Here is a 20546-nt window from a genome sequence, read left to right as displayed (position 1 = left end):
ACGCCCACACCGCCCACACCGCCCACACCGCCCACACCGCCCACACCGCCCACACCGCCCACACCGCCCACACCGCCCACACCGCCCAGCGGTGTGATGGCGGGCTGCATCATCGGAGGCTGGCCCGGCAACCCGGCTGCGGATACCCGTCGCCTCCGCATCGATATCGCCAATCTTCATATGTGTCGCACATGGCGTTTCAGGTGCATCATGGCGGTCCATCCCATTCGAAGAGGCGGTCGATGAGCGGGCCTTCGTTACATGAGACGTCGTTGCGCCCGTTGATCGACGGGCTGGATGCGCTCTTCGCGTCCGGCGCGAACGAGGCGCGCCTGCTTGCCGAGGGCGGGGCGCTGCTTGCCGCGCTCGTCGCACGCGACGACTGGCTGCCCGACGCGTTCGCGCAACCCGACCCCGAGCGCTACCGCCAGTACCTGCTGCATCTCGATCCCGACGCCCGTTTTTGCGTCGTCAGTTTCGTATGGGGTCCCGGCCAGACGACGCCGATCCACGACCATACGGTGTGGGGCTTGATCGGCATGCTGCGCGGTGGCGAGTTCTCGCAACCGTATCGGCTCGACGCAGCGGGTCGGCCCGTGCCATCGGGCGCTGCGGTGCGGTTGCGGCCGGGCGCGATCGAGGCCGTGTCGCCGCGTATCGGCGACATCCACCGCGTGACCAATGCGTGCGCGGATCAGGTGTCGATCAGCATTCACGTGTACGGTGCGGACATCGGCAAGGTCAGGCGCGCGGTCTACCTCGACGATGGCACCGTGAAGCCGTTCGTGTCGGGTTACTCGAATGCGTGATGCGTGACGCGTGACGCGCGCGTCGATCCGGGCTTCTCTTCCCCTTTCTCACCGACTTCAACCGATATCGTGACGCCATCCGCCGATTCCACTTCCCGCTTTTCTGTCGCGTCCTGCCAGGACGTGCGCGCGCGTCTGCTCGCCCGCGACGAGATCGCGCTGCTCGACGTGCGCGAGGAGGATCCCTACGCGCAAAGCCATCCGCTGTGGGCGGCCAATTTTCCGCTGTCGAAGCTCGAACTCGACGCGTGGACGCGGATCCCGCGCCGCACGACGCCGATCGTCGTCTATGGCGAGGCCGACGGCGAGGATCTCGCGCCGTGCGCCGCGGAGAAACTCGCGCAACTCGGCTATACCGACGTGCGGCTGCTCGAAGGCGGCCTCGCCGGCTGGCGCGCGGCGGGCGGTGAGCTGTTCATCGACGTGAACGTGCCGAGCAAGTCGTTCGGCGAGTGGGTCGAGGCCGAGCGGCATACGCCGTCGCTGTCCGCGCAGCAGGTGAAGGCGCTCGTCGATGCGCGGGCGGACGTGGTGATCGTCGATGCGCGCCGCTTCGACGAATATCAGACGATGAGCATCCCGACCGCGACGAGCGTGCCGGGCGCGGAACTCGTGTTGCGCGTGCGCGCGCTCGCGCCGGACCCTGCGACGCAGGTGGTCGTCAACTGCGCGGGCCGCACGCGCAGCATCATCGGCACGCAGTCGCTGATCAACGCGGGGCTGCCGAATCCGGTGGCCGCGCTGCGCAACGGCACGATCGGCTGGACGCTGGCGGGTCAGGCGCTCGACCGCGGCGCGGCGCGGCGTGGTCCCGACGCGATCGACGCGGCGTTGCGCGCCGACGCGCGCCGCGCGGCGCGTGCGGTGGCCGAGCGGGCCGGCGTGCCGCGCATCGCGTTGGCCGAGGTCGCCGCGCTCGACACGCCGGGCCGCACGCTGTACCGCTTCGACGTACGCACGCCGGAGGAATACGCGGCGGGTCATCTGCCGGGCTTCCTGAGCACGCCGGGCGGCCAGCTCGTGCAGGAGACCGATCATCACGCGGCCGTGCGCGGCGCGCGGATCGTGTTGGCCGACGATGACGGCGTGCGCGCCGACATGACCGCCTCGTGGCTCGCGCAGATGGGCTGGGATGCGAGGGTGGTCGAGCCGGCCGACGCCGCGGCGCGGGTCGAGCGCGGCGAGCCGCCGCGCGACGCGCCGGCGCCGCCGCATGCGTCGGAGGTGTCGCCCGCGGCGCTCGCCGCTTGGCTGGCGCAGGCCGCGCCCGGCGAGATCGCCGTGATCGATGTGACGGCGAGTGCGAACTACGTGAAGCGCCATGTCCCGGGCGCGTGGTTCGCCGTGCGCGCCCGGTTGCGCGATGCGCTCGCGGCGATCCCGGTCGCGAAGCGCTACGTTTTCACGTGCGGATCGAGCCTGCTTGCGCGGTTCGCGGCGGCCGATGCGCGCGCGCTGCTGCCGGCCTCGGCGCAGATCGCGGTGCTGGCGGGCGGCACGGCGGCGTGGAGCGACGCGGGGCTGCCGCTCGAGCACGGCGAGACGCGGCTCGCGTCGCCGCGCGTCGATCGCTATCGGCGGCCGTACGAGGGCACCGACAACGCGGCCGCCGCGATGCAGGCGTACCTCGACTGGGAGTACGGGCTCGTGGATCAGTTGAAGCGCGACGGCACGCATCATTTCACGGTGATCTGAGGGCGCGGGCGGGCGGTTGCGCCGGCCGGTTCGCGCGCGGCCGGGCAAGCGCGCGAGGTCGGACGCGCCGGCGAGGCACGCTTCGATGGCGCGCCTCGGGGGAAGCCGCCGTCATCCGGCGTTCGGATGGCGGGGCGGCAGGTTGTTCGTCGTTACAAGTGAGCCATGGTGACAAAAATCCCGGTGAGCACGTGGGCAACGGTCCTCGCCTTGTGCGCGTGCTGCACGATGATGCCCGTTCATGGGCAGGGCGTGGCGAACTTGTCGGCATCTGAACGAGGCGGCCGGCGGGCCCGATGACAATTTCAGGCCGCCGCTTGCCGCGACGGTCATTGGACCGGGGCGCGCGTATTTCCATTCCGCCCCGGCCTCCCCGTGCATGATGAAGCGGACATTCATCGTTCCCGGCGACACCGTGACCGTCTACAAGCCCTACCAGAAGTGGTATCAGGTGATGTATGTGAACGACAAGACGGGAGAGGCGGTGGAGGGGTGGATCGCGGAAAGCCGTTTGCGCCTGGGCGGTAGCGTGGGGGGCGATCAATAGTCGAGGCGTGCGGTGGCGTCACCGGGCCGGCGTCCGGCGCGTCGGGCGAAGGATTGCCTCGGGCGTTTCGGCGCGAAGCGGCCGCCGCGCCGGCTGCGACAGCGCCCGGCATCAGCCGGAATCGGAGTCCGATGCATGCGCCTTGGCGGCGGGCGCGAGGTAGCGGGTCGCATGGTCGGGATTGATCCTCTCGGGGAATGACTTGCCGCGTGCCGCGCAGATCCGCTTGGCCGTTCCTGCCGCGGCATCATCGGCGCGGCCGTTCCATGAGCGTTCGCTGACGCGGATCGCGTCTCCATCGCGTCGGTTCACAACGCCGCCGCGTGGGCGGAGCGCTGGTCGCCCTCATGGCCCGACTGGATCGAGATCGTTCCGTCCGAAGCGGCGGCGGATCGGCGTCAAGGTGAATACGTGACGGCGTCATTCATGTTTCATGACGCATCATCGTAAGGAATCCGATGCATTGGATCATGGCATGCGTTGCTTGCCTGCGCGGTTCGAGGATGGAGAGATAGCGCGACATCGGCGGATGCGTGCCGCGCAGGCGAACCGGCTTGGCGTGACGATCAGCCAAACGGATCGAGCCGGAGTGGGCTGGCGCTGGGCTGCGCGAGAACGCCGTCCCGCGATTCGATGGAGCGCGTCCGGATATAGAGCGCTTCCCGGCGGCTCAACGCCAAGATCGATCGTCCCGAGCGACGCGCACTGAATCCGAACAAAACCGGAAAGGGCGAGCGTTTCCAGAGGGCGCGGGATGATGCGCATGGCAGGCGATCCGGATCTTCGCTCGCCCGGGCAGAGTGAAGATCCTTTTCCGATCGATTGTTCATCTTTTCGGGGTGATATCGACGACTCTCATTTCAAGGAGATGAATTATCGAATTTAAAACAAATGAATTTTGAAATAATTTTATCGATGCTCTGGTGTTGTGCTCGTGGAAGTTTTCATGGAGTAGAATTGTTTCATTTAATTTGAATATGCATATTTGATACAGATATATCGACAGCGGCGGCTTAAAAATGATAATCTTGCGACCATGTTCGGTTTTAAACGAAATGCTCGCTTTATCGTGCTTGATGTGTCTTGAATTGAAAATGTACGCATGTCTTTATTGTGATTCTTGAAATATTTTGCATGTCTTTATTGAGGGGCGTCGGCGGTCTTGAGCGGTAGGCCGGGCAGGGCCGGCGCTCCTGAAAAGTCGCGGCTTGAGCCCGCGGCGCATCGTGGCGTGAAACGATTTCGCGTTTAACGAACGGATTGGGTGTCGATGATCGAGGGATTGATTTGATTCAACGAAGAATTTAAATGCATGAGCTTGCGTTGATTCATGGTTTGTTCAATGAAGTGCGGCATTCCGGGTGCGATTTCATTAAGCTGGATTCGATGCCTGCCGTGTTGTGCCATCGGTAGAGCATGCCGCATTTCGCATCGCCGGCAACACCGCAGTCTGTCGATTGCCGCCGGCCTTGATGCCAAGCCGGCCCGCGCCAAGCATTCGTTTGCGCGTCGCATGGGCCCGGCTCATCCCGGGTTGCCGAGTCAACCACTCATCCTCACAACAACAAATCCACGATCCGGCTGACCTGGTCACGTCGGCCGGGCGTGATCGTGTCCGAGACACGCATAGGGCGCCGATCCAGGCGGCGTCATGGCGGTTCGCTGGCATTCCTGGGCGGTTCTGGCGTTCCGGATGTCGGCTTTTATATTCGCATACCTAAGTAATGTCGAGTCAACAAGGAGATTTTCGATGAAGGTCGAATTGAAGCGACGGGTCGACGGCGCCGAGCGGATCTCGGTCCGGAACGGATCCGGGCCGGATCGGACCGACCCGGCGGTGCGCACGCGCCGGCACGATGGCCGTACGACGGAGAACGCGCAATGAATGTTTCATCCAACGGCGTATCGGCCGGGTCGCGCCGCGACGTGTTGTCCATCGCTGGACGATTGATGTCGCGTGCGGAAGCGACGCCCGATCTGCTCGCGTATGCATCGGCCGATCCGACGCGGGACGCGGTGCTGACCTACGCGGCATTGTGCGAGCGCGCATCCGCGATCGCGGCGCGCCTCGCGCGCGAGACGGCGATCGGGGACCGCGTGATGCTGGTCTACCAGGATCCGCTGGACTTCGTTCCCGCGTTCTTCGGCTGCTGCCTGGCCGGCGTGATTCCCGTTCCCATCACGCCTCGCCACGGTCGCGACACGATGGTCGCGATCGCGCACGACTGCGGCGCAACCATCGCGCTGACCGCCGAAGCACGCGACGCGCTGCCGGACCTGCGCTGGATGCGCACGGACGACGGCGAGCGCGGCGCGCCCTTCCTGCGGGTCGTGGCCGATACCAGCCCGGCGCTGCTGCAATACACGTCGGGGTCGACGCGCACGCCGCAGGGCGTCGTGGTCACGCACACGGGCTTGTGCGCGACGATCGACGACCTCGATCGCGGCGCGATGCACGACGCGCGCAGCGTGATGGTCAGCTGGCTGCCGTACTTCCATGACATGGGCCTCGTCTACGGCATCCTCACGCCGCTGCATTGCGGCTTCCCCGCCTATCTGATGGCGCCGGAAAAATTCGTCGCGCAGCCGATGTCGTGGCTGCGCGCGATCGCGGCACGGCGCGGCACGCACACGGCCGCGCCGAATTTCGCCTACGCGCTGTGCACGGACCGCGCGGCCGATCTCGCGCCCGGCACCGACCTGTCGTCGCTGCGCTACGCGCTCAACGGCGCGGAACCCGTGCGCTGCGACACGGTGCGCCGCTTCACGGCGGCGTTCGCGCCGTTCGGGCTGGGCGAATCCGTGGTCGTGCCCGGCTACGGTCTCGCCGAGGCGACTCTGAAAGTGACCGCCGGGTGCTGCGGAGAGGGCACGCGCAGCATGCGTTTCGAGCGCGGCGCATTGGCGCGCGGCCGCGTGGCGACGGATGTGGAAGGCGTGGAGCTGGCGGCGTGCGGCGCGAGCCTGATCGATACGCGCGTGCGGATCGTCGACCCGGACACGCGCGTGCCGTGCGCGCCCGACGCCATCGGCGAAATCTGGGTGGCTGGGCGCACGGTCGCCGACAGTTACTGGCGGCGACCGGAGGAATCGCGCGAGATCTTCGGCGCGCGGCTGGCGGACGGCGACGGCCCGTGGCTGCGGACCGGCGATCTCGGCTTCCTGCATGACGGCGCGTTGTTCGTGGCGAGCCGCCTGAAAGACCTGATCATCGTCGGCGGCCGGAATTTCTACAGCCACGACCTCGAAGACACCGTGTCGGCCTGCCATCCGTCGATCCGCATGGGGCGCGTGTTCGCGGCCGCGGTCGACGGCGCGGACGGCGAGGGGATCCTGGTCGGCGCGGAGGTGCGCGCCGGCTGCGACGAGGCGGCCGCGCGCGCGATCCTGCCGGTGATTCGCGCGGCGCTCACGCGGGCGCATGGCGTGGCTCCGGCGCGCATCGTGCTGCTGTGGCGCGGGAGCATCCTGCGCACGTCGAGCGGCAAGACCCGCCGGATCGCCACGCGCGACGCGCTGCTGCGCGGCGAGCTGCGGATCGTGGCCGACGACGGCGGCGACGCGGCCGACGATGCGCTCCTGGCCGAGATCGCCCGCTTCGTGCCCGGGGCCGCGACCGATCCCGCCGCCCGGCTCATCGACCTCGGGCTCGACTCGCTGTCGGCCGCGCGGCTGGCTGCCGCCGTGCGCGCGCGTCACGGCGTGGAACTGTCGTTCGCGACGCTGTTCGCAGCCTCGGCCGGGCAGCTGCGCGACATGATCGCCGACGGCCCGCGCGCGCCCGCCGCCGCGCCCGCCGCATTGCGGCAGTACGCCGCCGGGGAGCCGTTCGAGCTGTCCGAGATGCAGCAGGCCTACTGGATCGGCCAACAGGGCGGCGTGCCGCTCGGCAGCGTGGCGCCGCACATCCGCGTCGACTTCGAGGTCGACGCCGCGCGCGTGCCCGAGCTGGGCCGGCGCCTCGCGCAGCTCGTCGCGCGTCATCCGTCCTTGCGGATGACGGTGTGCGCGGACGGGCGCGGGGTGTTCGATGCGCACGCCTATGACCTGCCCCTGCCGCAGCAGGATCTGCGCGGACTCGACGCGGCGGCCGCGGACGAATGCCTGCGCGCGACGCGCGCGCTGCTGGCCGAGCGCGATGCGCAGCCCGTCGTCGCGGCCGTCACCCGCCTCACCGACAGCACGGCGATCCTGCACCTCCGGCTCGGGCTGCTGGCGGGCGACCTGCGCAGCTTCCTGCTGCTGATGCACGAACTGGTTCACGGCGCGGCCGACACGCCCGCGCCGTTCATCGCGCCGCTGCCGCCGCCGTCGCTGCCCGACGCGCACCGCGAGGCATGGCTGCGCCGGGTCGAATCGGTCGCGCCGGCCCCCGAACTGCCGATGACGATGGCGCTCGCCGAGGTCGCGGAGCCGCGTTTCGCCGCCTGTCGCGCGGAACTGAGCGCGCCGCTGTCCGCCGCGCTGACGGCGCGCGCGCAGGCGCTGGGCGTCACGCTCACGTCGCTGTGCATTGCCGCGTTCGCCGACGTGCTGCGGCTGTGGGCGGCGTCCCACGCCTTCACGCTCAACGTGACCTGCAATACGCGGGCGGCGCAGGCTGGGCAGGCGATCGGCGACTACACGAGCAATACCCTGCTGACGCTGAGCGCGCATCACGCATCGTTCGGCGCGTTCGCGCAGGCGGTGCAGCAGCAGGTGTGGGCCGATCTGGACGCGCCGTGGTGCTCCGGCGTATCGATCCTGCGCGAGCTGGCCCGCCGCAACGGCGCGCCCGTGCTGATGCCGGTGGTGCTGACGAGCCTGCTGTCGGGCGATCCGGCCGACGATCTGGCGATCCTCGACGGCATCGGGCGCGTGGTCGACATGGCCAATCCGACGCCGCAGGTGTCGCTGCACGCGATTCTCGGCCGGCGCGGCGAGCAGCTGGTCGTGATGTGGGAATCGGTCGCGCAGCTGTTCCCCGACGGCCTGGTCGACGCGATGTTCGCGACCTTCCTCGGCGCGCTGGAGACGATCGCGACCGAAGCGGCCGCCGTCGAACGGCCGACGATCGCGCGGCTCGCGCCGGAGCAGGCGGCGCGGCGCGCGGCCGCCAACGCCACCGGGGTCGCGCGCGCGCCGCGCCGGCTGGAGACGCCGATCGTCCATCATGCGCGGGCGACGCCCGAGGCGATCGCGGTGATGCAGGGCGGGACGACGTTGACGTATGGCGCGCTGCTGCGCGACGCGGAGGATATCGCCGGCGCGCTGCGGCAACGCGGCGTCGCGCGCGGCGAGGTGGTGGCGGCGATCGTCGCGCCGGGCCCGCGCGCGGTCGCGGCGCTGCTCGGCATCGTGTTGGCGGGCGCGGTGTACCTGCCGATCGAGCCGTCCTGGCCGATCGCGCGCATCGAGGAGCTGCTCGGGGAGGCGGGCGCGCGTCACGCGGTCACGACGGCGGGCGACCTGGCGCTGCCGGTGCCGACGCTGCGCCTCGACCTGCGGCTGCCGCGCAGCGCGCCGGAGCCGGACACGAGCACGGACACGAGCACGGACACGAGCACGGACACGGACACGAGCACGGACACGAGCACGGACACGAGCACGGACACGAGCACGAGCACGAGCACGAGCACGAGCACGGACACGGACACGAGCACGGACACGGACACGGACACGGACACGGACACGGACACGGACACGGACACGGACACGGACACGGACGACGCGGCCTACGTGATCTTCACGTCCGGTTCGACGGGGCGGCCGAAGGGCGTGCTGATCGCGCACGCCGCCGCCGCGAACACGATCGACGACCTCAACGCGCGTTTCGCGGTCGGCCCGGCCGATCGCGCGCTGTGCGTATCGTCGCTGGCCTTCGACCTGTCGGTCTACGACATCTTCGGCCTGCTCGCGGCGGGCGGCACGGTAGTGTTCCCCGAGCGCGCGCGCGATCCCGATGCGATCGCGCAGGCGCTGCGCGACGCACAGGTCACCATCTGGAACTCCGTGCCGGCCGTGCTCGAACTGCTGCTCGACGTGGCGGCGCCGCGCTCGCCGGATCTGCGCCTCGCGCTCCTGAGCGGCGACTGGATCGCGCCCGGGCTGGCCGCGCGGCTGCGCGACGCGTTTCCGGCGCTGCGGCCGATCAGCCTGGGCGGGGCGACGGAAGTGTCGATCTGGTCGGTCGTGCATCCGATCGCGCCCGCCGACGCGGCGCTCGCGTCGATTCCCTATGGCCGGCCGCTGTCGAACCAGCAGTGCTTCGTGCGCACGGCCGACGGCCGCGAGCGTCCGGACGGCGTGGTGGGCGAGCTGCTGCTCGGCGGACGCGGCCTCGCGCTCGCCTACCTCGGCAACGACGCGGAAACCGAACGCCGCTTCTTCCTCGACGCCGAGGGCCGGCGGCTGTACCGCACGGGCGACCTCGCGCGCTGGCTGCCCGACGGCGAACTCGAACTGCTGGGCCGCATGGACGGGCAGGTCAAGGTGCAGGGCTACCGGATCGAGCTGGGCGAGATCGAGGCGGCCGCGATGCGCGCGGGCTGCGTCGCGCGCGCGGTGGCGTCGGTGGCCAAGCGCAGCGGCGCGACGGTGATCCAGCTGCACGTGGTCGCGCACCCGGGGTCGCACGGCGACGTCGTCGCGGCCGTGCGCACCGAGCTGGTCCTGCATCTGCCCGCCTACATGCAGCCGCATCACGTGATGGTGCTCGATGCGCTGCCGCTCACGGCGAACGGCAAGGTCGACCGCGCCCGTCTCGCCGCCATGGCGGCCCCGTCGGCCGCGTCCGCCGCTCCGGTCCAGGCCCCGGTCGCGGCGCGCCGCGACACCTCGCTCGAGGCGACGATGCGCGCCGCGTTCGCCGAGGTGGTCGGCGTCGAGATCGACCCGCAGCAGGGTTTCTTCGATGCGGGCGCCACCTCGATGCACATCGTGCGGCTGCGCGCGCTGCTCGCGTCGCGCGGCGTCGCGGTGCCGCCGCTCGTCGAATTCTTCTCGCTGGCCACGATCCGCGCGCTCGCCGCGCGCGCCGGCTCGGGCGAGGCAACCCTTTCACCTACGACTGACGTCGACGGCGTACGCGCCTATCGACAGCGCGTACGCGCACGCAAGGAGGCTTTGTGATGACTTACGAAACACCCGTCGACGCCGTTGCCATCATCGGCGCCAGCTGCCGCCTGCCCGGCGCCGCCACCCTCGAACAGTTCTGGTCGATGATCGCCGACGGCCGGGTCGGGATCGAGCGCTTCGGCGCCGACGCGGCGCGCCGCGAGGGCGTGCCGGAGACGGTGCTGGCCCAGCCCGGCTTCGTCGGCGCGGGCGGCCCGCTCGACGGCGTCGACCAGTTCGACGCCGCGTACTTCGGCATCCCGCCGTCGCAGGCGGCGGCCATGGACCCGCAGCAGCGGATCTTCCTCGAATGCGTGCACGAGGCGCTCGAACGCGCCGGGCACGGCGCGGTGCGCGGCGCGCGCGTCGGCATCTGGGCCGGCTCGGCCAGCGTCGACTATCTCGTCGACCACGTGCGCGACCGGCTCGATCGCGCCTCGCCGAATCGCTATCTGCAGCAATGGGTCGGCGTCGACAAGGATTATCTCGCGACGCAGGTCGCCTACCGGCTCGACTTCGGCGGCCCGGCCATCACGCTGCAGACGGCCTGTTCGACCTCGCTCGTCGCGGTGGTCCAGGCCTTGCAGGCGCTGCTGAGCTTCCAGTGCGATTTCGCGGTCGCGGGCGGGGTCAGCGTCGCGCTGCCGCAGCGGCAGGGGCATGTATACGAGGAGGGCAGCATCCTGTCCGCGGACGGCGCGTGCCGGCCGTTCACGACCGACAGCAGCGGCACGGTGTTCGGCAACGGCGCGGGCGTGGTGGTGCTGCGCCGCCTGGAGGACGCGCTCGCCGACGGCGATCCGATCATGGCGGTGATCCGCGGCGGCGCGGTCAACAACGACGGCGCGGCGAAGGTCGGCTTCACCGCGCCGGGCGGCCGCGGGCAGAACGACGTGATCCGCCAGGCGCTCGCGCTCAGCGAGGTCGACGGGGCGTCGATCGGCTATGTCGAGACGCACGGCACGGGCACGGCGATCGGCGACGAGGTCGAACTGGCCGCGCTGCGTGCGGCGCTGGGCGAGCGCGCCGACGCCGACGCACGCTGCGCGCTCGGCACGCTGAAGGCGAATGTCGGGCATCTGAACGCGGCGGCGGGCGCGTGCGGGCTGATCAAGGCCGCGCTCGCGGTCGAGCACGGGCAGATTCCGGGCGCGCTCGGCGCGGCGCAGGCGATCGACGCGCTGCGCGGCGAGTCGGCGTTCTACCTGCCGGCGGCGACGACGCCGTGGGCGGCGCCGGTTCGACGCGCGGGCGTGAGTTCGTTCGGCATCGGCGGCACCAATGCGCACGTGATCATCGAGGCCGCGCCGCCGCGCGCGCCGCGCACGCCGCACGTCGCGCCGCTCCTGCTGCTGTCGGCGCGCGGCGACGCGGCGCTGTCCGCGTTGTGCGCGGACTATGCGGCGTTTCTCGAACGGAATCCCGAACTGCGGATCGAGGATGCGTGCCTGACGGCGGCCCTCGGGCGTCGTCATTGGGAGCAGCGCGCGGCGTTTCGCGCCGAATCCCGCGCGGAACTGATCGGTGCGCTGCGCGCATTCGCCGCCGGCGAGCGCGAAGCGGGCGTGATCGCGGCGGCGCTGCCGGCGCGCGTGCCGGAAGTGAGTTTCGCGTTCGGCGGCGTGCGCGACCTCGATGCGGCGCTGGCCGGCGTGCAGGCCTGGCAGGCGAGCGGCGTCACGCCGGCCAGCGTGTGCGCGACGGGCGACGGCGTGTTCGCGGCGGCCTTCGCGGCGGGCGCGCTGAGTCTCGACGATGCGCGGCAGCGCCGCGTGGCGCGCGCCGTCGCGCCGTCGCTGCTGTGGATCGGGGCGGCCTCGGGCCTGCCGCTCGACAGCGCGGAAGCCGTGCGCGACGAACTCGCGAACGCGAACGCGACGGCGGACGCCGCCGCCACGGCGGCGCTGGAAGCGGCGGGCGCGGAATACGTGCTCGATTTCGGCGAGGTGGCGCTGGGCGCGCAGGCGGCCGGCATGGCGTCGCTCGATCCGGCTTCGCCGGACACGCTCGCGCGGCTGTGGACGGCCGGCGTGACGCTCGATCTCGCACAGCACTACCGCGACGGCAACCGCGTGGTGCTGCCGACCTATCCGTTCCAGCGCGAACGCCACTGGATCGACCGCGCGCCGCGCTTCGCGACGGGCGGTGCGAGCCCGTTCCTCGGACGGCGTACTGACGCGCCCGCGCTGAACGCGATCTTCTTCGACGCCGAATGGAGCGTGGCCACGCTGCCGTTCCTGCAGGATCACGTGATCTACGACAAGGTCGTGGTGTCCGGCGCGGCGCTCGCGGTGATGATCGCCGACGGCGTGCGTGTGCTCACGGAATCGGACGCCTGCGTGCTGAGCGACCTGCGATTCCCGGCCGCGCTGGTGATTCCGCCGGGTGCGGCGCGGCACGTCCAGCTGCAACTGGTGCGGGACGGCGAGGGCTTCGAGGCCACGGTGCTGACGCCCGATTCCGCCGACATCCATGCGACGGCGCGGGTCGACGCGGGCGAAGCGCCGGGCGTCGCGCCGGCGCAGCCGGTGCAGGGCGAAGCGATCTCCGCCGCGCTGCTCGACGGCTGGCTGCGCGCGCGCAGCGTTGTCATGGGGCCGACCTTCCGGCGGCTCTCGGAGATGGTGGTCGGCGATGGCGAAGCATCCTGCGCGATGCGCGCCGACGCCGACGACGCGGGGTGGCAGCTGCACCCGGGGATTCTCGATTCGGTGCTGCAGCTGGTGGCGGCCGCCGCGCGGCCCGACGGCAGCAAGGCGTTCGTGCCGACCCGCATCGCGCGGCTCGCGCTGCACGGGCGCACGGGCGCCGGGATGCGCTGCCATGCGTCGGCCGGGCGCGGCGCGGCGAGCGTGTTCGACGCCAACCGGATGCTGATCGAGCTGACCGGCCTCGAATCGCGCGAGGTCACGCGCAATGAATTGCTGCGCATCGAGCCGCTGCGCGAGGGCTACGCGGTCGAATGGCGCGACGTGGCGGACGGCGAGCGCGCCGCGTTGCCGGAGCCGATCGTGATCCTGCGCGACGCGGGGCAGGTCGCGGCGGGCTTGGCCTCGCTGTTGCGCGACGAGCGCAAGGACACGCTGGTCGTGGCGAGCGTGGACGAGATTCCGTTCGACCGGGCGGGCCTGATCGTCGATTGCCGCGGGATCGAGGCGCGCGCGGACGCGCCCGCGCCGGCGCTCTACGAAGGGGCGCTCGCGTTGTTCGCGACGGCCGCGCGGCGCGACCTGCCGTGCCGGATCGCCGTCGTGCTCGCGCCGGATGCGCCCGCGGCCGCGCCGCTGCAGGCGCTGTCGCGCGCGGTGGCGATGGAAACGCCGCATCTCCAGACGCTCGCGCTGCATGCGGGCGACGCCCGCGCGATCCGTCGCGGCCTTGACTTCATCGACCGGGAGACCGAAGTCGCGGTGCGCGGCGAGGCGGTCAGCGCGCCGCGCTTCGACGAGCGCGCGCTGCCGCGCCGCGCGGATCTCGCGCTCGCGGGCGACGCGACCTGGCTGATCACGGGCGGCCTGGGCGAACTGGGCCTGCGCGTCGCGGGCTGGCTCGCCGCGCTCGGCGCGCGCACGCTGGTGCTGACCGGCCGCCGGCCGGCCGATGCCGCCGCCGAGGCGGTGCTGGCCGCGCTGCGCCGCGACGGCGTCGAGGTGCGGGTGAAGCAGGCCGACGTGGCGGTGGCGGCGGACGTCGATGCGCTGCTCGCCGAGATCGACGCGACGCTGCCGCCGCTGCGCGGGATCTGCCATCTGGCGGGCGTGGTCGAGGACCGCCTCGTCGTCGACGTCACGCCCGAGTCGCTGGCCGCGACCCTCGCCGGCAAGGCCCAGGGCGCATGGCTGCTGCACGAGTGCACCCGGCGTCATCCGCTCGAGCACTTCGTGCTGTTCTCGTCGGCCGCCGCCGCATTCGGCGCCGCGGGACAGTCGACCTACGCGATGGCGAACGCCTACCTCGACGCGCTCGCCGCGCACCGTCGCGCGCAAGGGCTGCCCGCGCAGTCGATGGCCTGGGGGCCGTGGCAGGACGTCGGCATGCTGGCCCGCACGAGCGCGACCGCGAAGCGGCGGCTCGCGCAGCTGGGCATCGGCCAGATCGACACCGAGTGCGGCCGCGCGACCTTCGAGATCGCGCTGGCGGCCGAGCTGCCGCCGCACATCGTGCTGCTGCCGGTCGACTGGCCGCGCCTGATCGAGCAGTGGCCGCCGCATGTGCCGGCGAGCCGCTTCGCCGGCATCGCCACCGCGCAGCCGGGCGCCGGCCTCACGTCGTCGGTCAGCGAGCTGCTGGCGCTGCCCGCCGACGAACGGCGGCCGCGCCTGTTCGCGCTGCTGGCGGAAGACGCGGCGGCCGTGACCGGCACGCCGCTCGCCTCGCTCGATCCGGAGCGCTCGCTGTTCGACTACGACCTCGATTCGCTGCTGATCACCGATCTGCGCGTGCGGCTCGAAAAACGTTTCGGCCGCACGATCTCGACCACGGTGATTTTTTCGAATCCGACCATCGCCGCGCTCGCGGACCATCTGGCGCGCACGCTGTTCGGCGCGACGGACAGCGCTCCGGCGACGCAGCCGGTGCCGGCTTCCGCCGCGCGGGCTCACGCCGCCGAGATCGAGCCGTCGACCGATACGGCGCAGCTGTCTCAAGAGGAGATCGTCGAAATGCTGTCCGCGAAACTGGACGAACTTCGCGGAGCGGGGGCGCGATGAGCCAGATCGATACGACTGCCCTGATGCAGAACGCGCTGCGCGAGATCGAGCGTCTGCAGCGCAAGCTCGGCGGCGTCGAGCAGCAGCTGCACGCGCCGATCGCCGTGGTCGGCATGGGTTGCCGCTTCGCGGGCGCCGATTCGCCGGAGGCGCTGTGGCAGCGCCTGCTCGACGGCGCGGACGGCGTGCGCGAGGTGCCGGCCGAGCGCTGGGACGCCGAGCGCTACTTCGATGCGGACCCGGACGCGAGCGGGCGCATCTACTGCCGGGCCGGCAGCTTTCTCGACGATGTGGCGTCGTTCGACGCCGGATTCTTCGGGATTTCGGCGCGCGAGGCGGCGATGCTCGATCCGCAGCAGCGCATGCTGCTCGAAGTGGTGTGGGAAGCGATCGAACGCGCCGGCATTCCGGCCGCCGAGCTGAAAGGCTCGGCGACGGGCGTGTTCGCGGGCGTGATGCACCAGGACTACGCGCACCGTTTCCGCGACGCGGACGACGTCGACCTGTACACGGCGTCGGGCAATGCGCCCAGCGTGCTCGCGGGCCGCGTGTCGCACGTGCTCGGCCTGCACGGGCCGACGCTCACGATCGACACGGCCTGTTCGTCGTCGCTGGTCGCCGTGCATCTTGCCTGCAATGCGCTGCGCGCGGGCGAATGCGACATCGCGATCGTCGGCGGGGTCAACGTCGTGCTGTCGCCGTTGTCGACCGCGGCCGAGTGTCGGGCGCACATGCTGTCGCCGAGCGGCCGCTGCCGTTCGTTCGACGACGGTGCGGACGGCTTCGTGCGCGGCGAGGGCTGCGGCGTGGTCGTGCTGCAGCGGCTCGCCGACGCGCAGGCCGCGGGCCGCGCGATCGATGCGCTGATCGCGGGTTCGGCGGTCAACCACGACGGCCGCAGCGCGGGGCTGACCGTGCCGAACGAGCATGCGCAGCGCGAGCTGGTGCGCAGCGCGCTGCGCGCGGCGCGCATCGACGCGTCGCAGGTGCGCTATGTCGAGGCGCACGGGACCGGCACCGCGCTCGGCGATCCGATCGAGGCGGCGGCGCTCGCCTCCGTGTTCGCGGGCCGCGCGCCGGACGCGCGCGTGCTGCTCGGGTCGATCAAGAGCAACTTCGGGCATCTCGAAGGCGCGGCCGGGATCGCCGGGCTGATCAAGGCGGCGCTCGCGGTGCGTCATGGCGTGGTGCCCGCCACGCTGCACGTGCGCACGCCCAATCGCGGCATCGAGTGGGACACGCTGCCGCTGCGCCTCGCGCTCGGCAACGAGCGCATCGACGCGGGCGACGCGCCCTGTGTCGCGGGCGTCAGTTCGTTCGGCTTCAGCGGCACCAATGCGCATGCGGTGGTCGTCGCGCCGCCGCGCGTCGATGAGGGCGGAGCGGCGCGTGATGTGGCCGAGGCTGAGGTTGAAGCTGAGGCGGGCGAGTGCTTGTTGACCGTCTCCGCGAAATCCGACGCCTCGCTGCGCGGCAATGCCGCGCGTTATGCCGATCACCTGACGGGTCTCGACGCGTCGGCGTGGGCGGCGGCCTGCCATGCGTCGCATGTCGCGCGTTCGCATTTCCCGCACCGGCTCGCGGTGGTCGCCGCGAGCGCCGACGCGATGGCGCGCGAGCTGCGCCGCTTCGCGCGCGGCGAGGACGCGGCCGTCGCGAGCGGCGTATGCGGCGCGATGCCGATCGGCCGCGCGGCGGCAACCGCCGAGGCTGACGCGGCGCAGGATCCGGCCGCGCGCCTGGCGGCGCTCGCGCAGCGCTACGTGGCCGGCCAGCCGGTCGACTGGCCGGCGGCGATCGTCGCCGGCGGCCGTCTCGCGCCGCTGCCGACCTATGCCTTCGACCGGCAACGCTACTGGGTCGACGAGCGCCGCGCGAACGCGTCGTCGCCGCTGTACCGCGTCGCCTGGCAGCCGGCGCCGACGCCGGCCGTCTCGCGCCGCCCGGGCGGCCGGATCGTCGCGGGCGATCCGGCGTGCTGCGCGGCGGTGGCGCGCGCGCTCGACGCCGTGGGCGAACGCTGCACGATCGTGGCCGCCGAGATCGAGGCGATCCGCGCGGCGGGCTCGGCCGAACACGGCATCGTGCTTGCGTTCGACGACGCGGCGCGCGAATCCGCGCGCGAGCCGGTGGCGGCCGTCGCGCGTCACGGCGCGCTGCTGGGCGCGCTCGCGCGCCATCTGGCCGAGACGCCGTCGGCGGGGCCCGTCACGGTCGTCACGCGCGGCGCGCTGGCGACCGGGCCGGCGGAGGACGTCGACCCGGTCGCCGCCGCGTTGAGCGCCGCCGTGCGGGTGGCGCGACGCGAGCAGGGCGAGGCGTGGCGCGGCACGATCGATGTCGACGGTGCGCCGGCCTCGTTCGACACGCTCGCGGCGCTGCTTGGCGACGCATCCGCCGAGGAGCAGCAGGCGGTGCGCGGCGCGACCGTGCTGGTGCCGCGCCTGCGGCGCGCGGGGGCCGGCGCGGCCGACGCGATCCCGGCACTCGACGCCGACGCGGCCTATGTCGTGACGGGCGGCACCGGCGCGCTCGGTCTCGCGACCGCGCGCTGGCTCGCGGGCCGCGGCGCGCGTCATCTGCTGTTGATCAGTCGCGGGGGCGAAACCGGCGAGGCCGTGCAGGCGGCCTGCGCGCGCTTGCGCGCCGACGGCGTCGAGGTGCGCGCGGCGGCGGCCGACATCGCCGACGAAGACGCGTTGCGCGAGGCGCTCGCCACGGCCGGCCGGCCGATTCGCGGCGTCGTGCACTGCGCGGGCGTCGTGCGCGATGCGCCGCTCGACACGCTGGACGCGGCGGCGTTCACGGCCGCGCTGCGCGCGAAAGTGGGCGGGGCGGTATTGCTGGAGCGCCTGACCGATGCGCAGCCGCTCGACTTCTTCCTGCTGTACTCGTCCATCTCGGTCGTGGTGGGCCGCCACGGGCAGGCGGCGTATGCCGCCGCGAACGCGTATCTCGACGCGCTCGCGCAGCGGCGCAGCGCGCGCGCGCGCCCGGCGCTGTCGATCGGCTGGGGGCTGTGGGCGGCCGGCATGGGGGCGGCGGACGCCAGGACGGCCGGCCGGATCCGTGCGGGCGGCCTGCATCCGCTCGGCGAAGCCGAGGCGTTCGCGGCGCTGGAGCAGGCCTTCACGGGCGAGCCGCATGTGATCGTCGCGGCGATCGATCTTGCGCGGATCGCCGCGCAGCCCGACCTGCCGCGCCTGATCGAAGGCCTCACCGGCCGCCCGCCGGCCCCGCGCGCGCGGACCTTGTCGTTCGAGCAGCTGCGCGGGCGCACGGCCGACGCGCGCCGCGCCTTGGTGGCCGAGTATCTCGACGCCGAATTGCGCGCGGTGCTGTCGAGCCCGGCGGCGCTGCCGCATCAAACCTCGCTGCTGGATCTCGGCGTCGACTCGCTGACCGGCGCGGAACTGCGCAATGCGCTCGAACGCGCGTTGGGCGTATCGGTTGCGATCACGCACCTGATCGACGGCTCGTCGCTCGACGCCTTGATCGCGCGCGTCATGACGCAGGTGGAACGACGGCTCGTGACCGAACAGACCTCGGCCGCCGGCGCCGACACGGAGGAAATCACGCTATGACCCTGGTCAGACTCATGACCGATCTCGCCGACGCGGGCATCACGCTGCACCGCCGCGGCGACCAGCTTCACGTCCAGGGGCCGCCGGGCGCGCTCGGCGGCGCGCTTGTCGCGCGGCTGCGCGACGCCAAGGAAGCGCTGCTGCGCGTACTCGACGACGACGAGGCGTCGCGCGCGAGCCCGCTCGCGCCGGCGCGGCCGGGCGAAGGCGGCGACGCGGCGGCGCTGTCGCCGGGACAGGCGCGCCTCGTCGCGGCGACGCGGCTCGGCGATCCGGCGATGTACAACGAACAGGCCGCGATCGAACTCGCGGATGCCGTCGACGCGGCGGCCATCGCCCGCGCGTTCGCGTCGCTCGCGCGCCGGCACGACATCCTGCGCACCGTGTTCGTCGACGGCGAGCCGCAGCGGCAGGCGGTATTGCCCGAGCCGGTCGTGCTGCTCGAACGGTGGGCGGTCGACGGCGACGACACGTTGCGCGCGCGCGCGGCGGAGCTGGCCCGCATGCCGTTCGCGAGCGGCGCGCCGATGTGGCGCGTCGATGTGTTCTCCACGCCCGAGCGGGCGGCCGTGCTCGTGCTGACGATCCACCATGCGATCTTCGATCGCTGGTCGATGAGCGTGCTGATCCGCGACTTCAGCGCGTATCTCGCTTCGCCGGATGCGCCGCCGGCGTCGACGCCGCCTCTGAGCTACCGCGACTTCGCGGCCTGGCAGCACCGCTGGATGGCGACGCCGGACTATGCCGCGCAGCTCGAGGACTGGGTGGACACGCTCGCCTCGGTCGACGAGGTGCCCGCGATCCGCGGCGATCGTGCCCGGCCGCCCGCGCCGAGCGGGCGCGGCGGCACCCTGCGCGTCGCGCTGCCGGCCGACTGCATCGAAGCGGCGGCGGCGTTCTCGCGGACGCACAACACGACGCTGTTCACGACCCTCTTCAGCGTGTTCGCGCTGCTTCAGCATCGCTATACGGGCGAGGCCCGGGTGCTGGCGCTGACGCCCGCGGCGAACCGGCCGTTCCAGGCGGCCGAGGACATCGCCGGCTACTTCGTCAATCTGGTCGCGCTCGCGGCGGACCTGCGCGACGGCGACAGTTTCGGCGCGCTGGTCGGCCGGATGCGTGACGTCACGGCGCGCGCCTTCGCGCGGCAGGGCGTGCCGCTCGATGCGATCGTCGACCGGCTGCGCGCGCGCGGCGGGCCGCGCCACGACCAGTTCGCGCAGACCGTGTTCGCGTTTCAGAACGTTCGCCTGCCCGCGGTGCACACCGCGAGCGGCACGGCGAGCCCGTTCGATCTCGACAGCCCGTTCGCGCGTTTCGATCTCTACCTGTCGATCGAAGGCGACGAGCGCGGCACCTTCGCGGTTTGGCAATACAACACCGACCTGTTCGACGCGGACACCATCCGCCAGCTCGGGGCGCATTACATCGCGCTCTTGCGCGCGGCGCTGGCCGCGCCGGAAGCGGAGGCGCACGCGTTGCCGATGCTGTCCGGCGACGATGAGGCGCAGCTGCGCGCATGGGGGCGGCATGCCGAGCCGTATCGCTCCGACGCCACGATCGTCGAGTTGTTCCGCGCATGCGCGGCGGCGCATCCCGAGCGCACCGCGCTCGAACAGGGCACCGCGCGCTGGTCCTACGCGGACCTCGATCGCTGGTCGGCGCGCGCGGCCGCACGCCTGCGCGCGGCGGGCGTCGCGCCGGGCGCGGTGGTGGGCGTCGCGGGCGAGCGCTCGCCGCGCCTGCTCGCCGCGTTCCTCGCGGTGCTGAAGGCGGGGGCGGCCTATCTGCCGCTCGATCCCGGCTATCCGGCGGCGCGCCTGGGCGCGCTGCTGGCCGACGCGGCGCCCGCGCTCGTGATCGTCGCCGACGGGCTCGACGCGGGCTGGCTCGGTGACTACGCCGGGCCGGTGCTGGGCCTGTCCGATTGCGAGGCCGAGGCGGACGGAGCGCCCGAGCGCGAGGCCCCCCGCGCCGAGGCGGACGACCTGGCCTACGTGATGTACACGTCGGGCTCGACCGGCCAGCCGAAGGGCGTGGCGATTCCGCATCGCGGCGTCGTGCGGCTCGCGACGGGCGGCGCGTATGCGCGGCTGGACGCCTCGAC

The 20546-nt window shown here is 72.0% G+C and carries 7 protein-coding genes and 1 pseudogene (1 of these 8 running past the window's edge); all 8 read left to right on the top strand.

The features are described 5' to 3' along the window. The first annotated feature begins 242 nt into the window (after nt 1-242). Complete coding sequence (locus AC1RQF_RS14050; protein WP_273995372.1) at nt 243-809, top strand: cysteine dioxygenase family protein; 567 nt, start codon at nt 243-245, stop codon at nt 807-809. Nucleotides 810-878: 69 nt separating this feature from the next. Then, nucleotides 879-2504: a rhodanese-related sulfurtransferase gene (locus AC1RQF_RS14045; RefSeq protein WP_492872278.1), complete on the top strand. Its 1626-nt coding sequence runs from the start codon at nt 879-881 to the stop codon at nt 2502-2504. A 165-nt stretch (nt 2505-2669) separates the two neighbouring features. Then, nucleotides 2670-3051: pseudogene (locus AC1RQF_RS14040) on the top strand (hypothetical protein). Nucleotides 3052-4801: 1750 nt separating this feature from the next. Further along, nucleotides 4802-4936 (top strand): hypothetical protein, encoded by a 135-nt coding sequence (locus AC1RQF_RS14035; RefSeq protein WP_273995375.1) that lies wholly within the window; start codon nt 4802-4804, stop codon nt 4934-4936. A 65-nt stretch (nt 4937-5001) separates the two neighbouring features. Continuing rightward, complete coding sequence (locus AC1RQF_RS14030; RefSeq protein ID WP_492872287.1) at nt 5002-10161, top strand: acyl carrier protein; 5160 nt, start codon at nt 5002-5004, stop codon at nt 10159-10161. Next, nucleotides 10161-14855, top strand: a complete 4695-nt coding sequence (locus AC1RQF_RS14025) for an SDR family NAD(P)-dependent oxidoreductase (RefSeq protein WP_492872277.1) — start codon at nt 10161-10163, stop codon at nt 14853-14855. The genes AC1RQF_RS14030 and AC1RQF_RS14025 overlap by 1 nt, the downstream gene beginning before the upstream one ends. Beyond that, complete coding sequence (locus tag AC1RQF_RS14020) at nt 14852-18439, top strand: type I polyketide synthase (RefSeq protein WP_492872276.1); 3588 nt, start codon at nt 14852-14854, stop codon at nt 18437-18439. The genes AC1RQF_RS14025 and AC1RQF_RS14020 overlap by 4 nt, the downstream gene beginning before the upstream one ends. Beyond that, nucleotides 18436-20546 carry the 5' end (the start) of an amino acid adenylation domain-containing protein gene (locus AC1RQF_RS14015; protein ID WP_492872275.1) on the top strand. 7168 nt of this gene lie beyond the right edge of the window, so 2111 of the gene's 9279 nt are visible here — the first part of the coding sequence; it begins with the start codon at nt 18436-18438; its stop codon lies beyond the right edge, outside the window. The genes AC1RQF_RS14020 and AC1RQF_RS14015 overlap by 4 nt, the downstream gene beginning before the upstream one ends.

This window comes from Burkholderia sp. GW821-FHT14F03 (assembly GCF_058803765.1).
Note: the sequence above shows the minus strand (reverse complement) of the source record. Positions and strands in the feature narration are given on the sequence as shown.